This is a genomic window from Streptomyces sp. NPDC004561 (assembly GCF_053602155.1).
Genome location: NZ_JBSGDB010000504.1, coordinates 1 through 5,988, shown reverse-complemented (window position 1 = coordinate 5,988; position 5,988 = coordinate 1). Strand labels below are relative to the sequence as shown.

Annotated in this window: 3 protein-coding genes, 1 tRNA gene and 1 pseudogene; 2 read left to right on the top strand and 3 right to left on the bottom strand. The window is 69.0% G+C overall.

Annotated elements, in window-relative coordinates; all coding sequences use genetic code 11:
- Window positions 1-363: 363 nt before the first annotated feature.
- Window positions 364-570 carry a developmental transcriptional regulator BldC gene (gene bldC / locus ACWEN3_RS39135; protein WP_003949541.1) on the top strand — a complete coding sequence of 69 codons (207 nt, stop codon included), beginning with the start codon at window positions 364-366 and terminating at the stop codon, window positions 568-570.
- A gap of 461 nt (window positions 571-1,031) precedes the next feature.
- Here the strand turns inward: bldC and ACWEN3_RS39130 are convergent, their stop codons facing one another.
- From ACWEN3_RS39130 to hrpA, 3 genes are all read right to left on the bottom strand, one after another.
- A complete protein-coding gene (locus ACWEN3_RS39130; RefSeq protein ID WP_452981304.1) occupies window positions 1,032-1,223 on the bottom strand; it encodes a DUF6274 family protein in 192 nt (63 codons plus the stop codon).
- 258 nt (window positions 1,224-1,481) lie between these two features.
- A tRNA-Asp gene (locus tag ACWEN3_RS39125) sits at window positions 1,482-1,556 on the bottom strand.
- Between the two features lie 97 nt (window positions 1,557-1,653).
- Window positions 1,654-5,598: an ATP-dependent RNA helicase HrpA gene (gene hrpA, locus ACWEN3_RS39120; RefSeq protein WP_452981301.1), complete on the bottom strand. Its 3,945-nt coding sequence runs from the start codon at window positions 5,596-5,598 to the stop codon at window positions 1,654-1,656.
- A gap of 113 nt (window positions 5,599-5,711) precedes the next feature.
- On the opposite strand from hrpA, the pseudogene ACWEN3_RS39115 reads away from it, so the two are divergent.
- A pseudogene (locus ACWEN3_RS39115) lies at window positions 5,712-5,988 on the top strand (ABC transporter permease); the annotation flags it as partial.

Sequence of the window (5,988 nt, the reverse complement as noted above, 5' to 3'; positions counted from 1 at the left end):
ATAGGACAAGGAGTCCGGGGAAGGCTCCTTCCGTCCAAGTGTGGTGCACTATGGGCGGAATCTCAGCATTGCACGCTTTGGGGGGTCTGGTGACTCCTGATCGTCCTGTGACTGATCGTCACAGTGGCGTGACTGTCCGCTATGGCATGGTCCATCGGCTTCCGTCGCTGATGAACACCTGGGAGGGCAATTCCATCGGTTTGGCCGACCGGGCTGGACAGATGGTGTAGTTGTAGTGCCGAGGACAAGCCGTTCGTCCTATAACCGACTCGACTCGCGTCCGCCATTTCGGGCAACGCGGGTCAAGGTGCAGAATTTAGAGGAAAGAACCGAGAAGGTTCGGTTCTCCCGAGGAGGCCGCTCATGACCGCTCGCACCCCTGATGCCGAGCCGCTGCTGACCCCGGCTGAGGTCGCCACCATGTTCCGTGTCGACCCCAAGACGGTCACGCGGTGGGCGAAGGCCGGCAAGCTCACTTCCATCCGCACGCTCGGCGGGCATCGCCGCTACCGCGAGGCCGAGGTCCGCGCCCTGCTCGCGGGCATCCCGCAGCAGCGCAGCGAGGCCTGAACAACTCAATACCGGGCAATACGGCAGGTCCCCCAACACGCCGTGGCGCCCGAAACCCTAGCTCCAAGCGACGCGGGACCTGCCCCAACAGGACCCACGCCCAGGCCGAAGAGAACGTTGTAGGCAAGCGACACAGGGTGCGTCGTAGATCGCGCTGGACTCCGCCGGGTCCAGCGCGATCTTTTTTGTGCACAGGTCGGGGGTGTGATGGCGGCTCTGTGAGTGGCCTTGTCGGAGTCTGGGGAGGGCTGTCGGAACCTCTGCGCACGACCCCCGGGAGCAGTGCAATTGCACATATTAAATTGACTCATTGTAGGACGGGTGTAAATACCGCGGTTTTCAAAACTCATGCGGTGACTCCCGTCACACGCCCGCCCACTTGTTGCCGCTGGCATAGGTGCGCTAATGGAAGCGCCGGTTCCAGCGGCCCACGCGCGCAAGCGAGTTGGGGCCGCAGGAGGTCATGCCGTGCGGGGACGGTCGTCCTCGACGCTCTCCTCGTCCGTCTCCTGGGGCCAGGGACCGGAGTCCATCGCCAGCCGCAGCAGGCGATGGCAGATCGGGCAGTGGCGGGTGAAGTGCCGGTAGGACGAGGCGGCCGACAGATGTGCCCTCAGCAGCGCCCGCGTCTCGTGCCTGGCCGATGCCGCCATACGCCACCTCCGCGGACCGCACAGGGGAACGGGCCCTGGTCCCTGGGTACCGGCGGAATGTGACGTCGTCAAGGGCGCGAGCCGCCGCCGGGGCCGTGCCGGGCGTCGTTCGCCCGGGGCGCCGCAGGTGGCACCTCTCCCGTGCGCCGTGCGGTCTCCCGCGTCCGCTGCGCCGAGCGGGTCGCGGCCCCGCGGCTCGCCGGCGCGGACATGCGACGAGGCCCACGTCCCTCGGGGACGTGGGCCTCGTACTCCGTGCGGTCCTGACGGGATTTGAACCCGCGGCCTCCACCTTGACAGGGTGGCGAGCACTCCAAACTGCTCCACAGGACCAGGTTTCGCGGCGCTCCGCTTGCTGCGTTGCGCTGCGAGAACAGACTGTACAGGAGGGTGAGCCCGCTGGTCGAACTCACCCTCCGTGCGGGAACGGCTACGGTACGGCCGCGTCGATCGCCTTCACGATCCGCTTGTCGGAGACGGGGTACGCCGTGCCCAGGGCGTGGGCGAAGTAGCTCACCCGCAGCTCCTCGATCATCCAGCGGATGTCCAGGACCGAGGACGGCACCGGGCGGCCCTTGGGGAGCTGTTCCAGCAGCCAGGCGTACTCGTCCTGCATCTCGTGGACCTTCTCCATGCGGGTGGTGTCCCGCTGGACGCCCGTCGGCATCTGCTGCAGCCGCCGGTCGGCGGCCACCAGGTAGCGCATGAGGTCGGGAAGGCGGCGTATGCCCGCCCAGGTGACGAAACCGGGCTTCACGAGGGCGTCGAGCTGCTTGCGGACGTCCGTCAGGTTCGGGAGGAGGGCGGGACTGCCCACGGCCTTCAGACGGCGCTCACAGGCCTGCCAGGCCGCGAGGACCTGCTGCACCTGGCCGACCGTGCGGACCGTCGTGTCCACGATCTCGGCGCGCACCTTGTCGTACAGCTTCCGGTACGACTCCTCGTCCCAGGCCGGGCCGCCGAAGTCCGCGATCAGCTTGTCCGCCGCGGCCGTCGCGCAGTCGTCGAACAGGGCCTGGACGGAGCCGTGCGGGTTGGCCGACAGACCCAGCTTCTGCTGGTTGGTCAGCTTGTCGGACGCGAACTTCGCCGGGTTCACCGGGATGTTGCGCAGGATCAGGCGCCGGGTGCCCCTCCACATCGCCTCGGCCTGCTCGGCCTCGGTGTCGAAGAGGCGGACGGCGACCGTGTCGCCGTCGTCCACCAGCGCCGGGTACGCCTTCACCGGCTGGCCGGCCCGGCGGGTCTCGAAGACCCGGGTGAGCGTGCCGATCGTCCAGTCGGTCAGGCCCCTGCGCTCCAGGGACTCGCCGCCCTCGCGGGAGGCGGTCGCCGCCGCGGCCTGGGAGAGGGCCTGGCGGGCCTTCGGCTTCAGCTGGAGCTTCAGCGCCTCCAGGTCCTTGTCCTCGGCCAGCTTCCGGCGCCGCTCGTCGACGATCCGGAACGTGACCTTGAGGTGGTCGGGGACCTTCGCCAGGTCGAAGTCGTCCGCCTCGAAGGGGACGCCGACCATGCGCTTCAGCTCCCGGGCCATGGTCACCGTCAGCGGCTCCTGGAGGGGCACCGCCCGCTCCAGGAACGCCTTCGCGTAGTTCGGCGCGGGCACGTAGTTCCGCCGGATCGGCTTGGGCAGGGAGCGGATCACCTCCGTGACCAGTTCCTCCCGCAGGCCCGGGATCTGCCAGTCGAAGCCCTCCTCCGTGACCTGGTTGAGGACCTGGAGCGGGATGTGCACCGTCACACCGTCGGCGTCCGCGCCCGGCTCGAACTGGTACGTCACCCGGAACTTGAGCGGGCCCTGGCGCCAGGAGTCGGGATAGTCGGCCTTGGTGACCGCCTCCGCCGACTCCCGGATCAGCATCTCCCGCTCGAAGTCCAGGAAGTCCGGCTGCTCGTGCCGCTTGCGCTTCCACCAGGAGTCGAAGTGGGCGCCGGAGACGACGTGGTCGGGCACCCGCTGGTCGTAGAAGTCGTACAGCGTCTCGTCGTCCACGACGATGTCCCGGCGCCGGGCCCGGTGCTCCAACTCCTCGACCTCGCTGAGGAGTCGGCGGTTGTCGGCGAAGAACTTGTGGTGCGTGCGCCAGTCGCCCTCGACGAGCGCGTTGCGGATGAACAGCTCGCGGGAGACCTCGGGGTCGACCCGGCCGTAGTTCACCTTCCGCTGGGCGACGATCGGGACGCCGTACAGCGTGACCTTCTCGTACGCCATCACGGCCGCCTGGTCCTTCTCCCAGTGCGGTTCGCTGTACGTCCGCTTAAGGAGGTGCCCGGCGAGCGGTTCCACCCACTCGGGCTCGATCTTCGCGTTGACCCGCGCCCACAGCCGGCTCGTCTCCACCAGTTCGGCGGACATCACGAACTTCGGCTGCTTGCGGAAGAGCGACGAGCCCGGGAAGACCGCGAACTTGGCGTTGCGGGCGCCCAGGTACTCGTTCTTGTTGCCCTCGCGGACGTCCTTCATCCCGATGTGGGAGAGCAGGCCGGCGAGCAGGGAGACGTGGATGCGGTCGGCCGGGGCGTCCTCCTCGGCGAGGTGGATGCCCATCTGCTTGGCGACCGTGCGCAGCTGGGTGTAGATGTCCTGCCACTCGCGGATGCGCAGGAAGTTCAGGTACTCCTGCTTGCACATCCGGCGGAAGGAGCTGGAGCCCCGCTCCTTCTGCTGTTCGCGGACGTACCGCCACAGGTTGAGGTAGGCGAGGAAGTCGCTGGTCTCGTCCTTGAAGCGGGCGTGCTGCTGGTCGGCCTGGGCCTGCTTGTCGGCCGGGCGCTCCCGCGGGTCCTGGATGGACAGCGCGGCCGCGATGACCATGACCTCGCGGACGCAGCCGTTGCGGTCGGCCTCCAGGACCATCCGGGCCAGGCGCGGGTCGACGGGCAGCTGGGCCAGCTTGCGGCCGGTGTCGGTGAGCCGTTTGCGGACGTCCTTCTGCGTGGGGTCCAGCGCGCCCAGTTCCTGGAGCAGCTGGACGCCGTCGCGGATGTTGCGGTGGTCCGGCGGGTCGATGAAGGGGAACTTCTCGATGTCGCCGAGGCCGGCCGCGGTCATCTGGAGGATGACGCTCGCCAGGTTCGTCCGCAGGACCTCGGCGTCCGTGAACTCCGGGCGGGTGAGGAAGTCGTCCTCGGAGTACAGCCGGACGCAGATGCCGTCGGACGTACGGCCGCAGCGGCCCTTGCGCTGGTTGGCGCTGGCCTGCGAGACCGGCTCGATGGGCAGCCGCTGGACCTTGGTGCGATGGCTGTAGCGGCTGATCCGGGCGAAGCCGGGGTCGATGACGTACTTGATGCCGGGGACGGTCAGGGAGGTCTCGGCCACGTTCGTGGCCAGCACGATCCTGCGTCCCGTGTGCTGCTGGAAGACCCGGTGCTGCTCGGCGTGCGAGAGCCGGGCGTACAGCGGCAGCACCTCGGTGGATCTGTACTTCTTCTTCTCCAGCGCGTCCGCCGTGTCCCGGATCTCCCGCTCGCCGGAGAGGAAGACGAGGATGTCGCCCTGCCCCTCCGCCATCAGCTCCTCGACGGCGTCGGTGATGGCCGTGATCTGGTCCCGGTCGGCGTCCTCGGAGTCCTCTTCGAGGAGCGGCCGGTAGCGCACCTCCACGGGGTACGTCCGGCCGCTGACCTCGATGATCGGGGCGTCGCCGAAGTGCCGGGAGAAGCGCTCGGGGTCGATGGTGGCGGAGGTGATGACGATCTTCAGGTCCGGCCGCTTCGGCAGCAGCTGCGCCAGATAGCCGAGCAGGAAGTCGATGTTGAGGGACCGCTCGTGCGCCTCGTCGATGATGATCGTGTCGTAGGCCCGCAGCTCGCGGTCCGTCTGGATCTCCGCGAGGAGGATGCCGTCCGTCATCAGCTTGATGAACGTGGCGTCCGGGTTCACCTGGTCGGTGAAGCGGACCTTCCAGCCGACGGACTCGCCGAGCGGCGTCCGCAGTTCCTCGGCCACGCGCTCCGCGACGGTGCGGGCGGCGATGCGGCGGGGCTGCGTGTGCCCGATCATCCCGCGGACCCCGCGCCCCAGCTCCACACAGATCTTCGGGATCTGGGTCGTCTTGCCGGACCCGGTCTCGCCCGCGACGATGACGACCTGGTGATCGCGGATGGCGGCCGCGATCTCGTCCTTCTTCTGGCTGACGGGCAGCTGCTCGGGGTAGGAGACGGCCGGTACGCGGACGCGCCGCTCGGCCATCCGGGCCTCGGCCCTGTCGATCTCACCCTCGATCTCGGTGAGGACGGTGGCACGGGCCTCCGGCTTGCGGATCTTGCGCGCGCCCTCGAGCCGTCGCCCGAGCCGGTGCGCGTCGCGCAGCGACAGCTCGGTCAGACGGGGGGCGAGGGTGCCGAGGGCGGGGGCGGGATGCGTAGACATACGCGGTCCAGGATCTCACCCCGGCCGAAAAACACGCGAACGATTTGACCGGGGTGCCCGGGGCCCCTCGGGCGCCCCGGTGGCATTCCGACTCATGTCCTAACTTGGTCGACATGCCGGATGCATCGCACGGAGCGCACGGCCGCCCGCCCACCCGCGCCGAGCGCTGGGCGGCCTTCCGGGCGTCCCCCTTCCTGCCCGCCACCGTGCTCCTGTTCCTCATCGCCGCGGCGGCCGGGCTCTTCGCCGGCTCCTACACGTACGCCATGGCCAACCCGACCCCGCACAGCATCCCCGCCGCGGTGACCGGCGCCGCCGGCCGGCCGGAGGCCCGGCGGTTCATCGCGGGGATGGAGCAGGCTCTGGGCGCCACGCTGAAGCTGCACCCGA

Excerpts from the sequence above, each read along its gene's own strand:
- hrpA (WP_452981301.1), bottom strand. The coding sequence starts at position 5,598 with ATGTCTACGCATCCCGCCCCCGCCCTCGGCACCCTCGCCCCCCGTCTG.
- bldC (WP_003949541.1), top strand. The coding sequence starts at position 364 with ATGACCGCTCGCACCCCTGATGCCGAGCCGCTGCTGACCCCGGCTGAG.
- ACWEN3_RS39130 (WP_452981304.1), bottom strand. The coding sequence starts at position 1,223 with ATGGCGGCATCGGCCAGGCACGAGACGCGGGCGCTGCTGAGGGCACAT.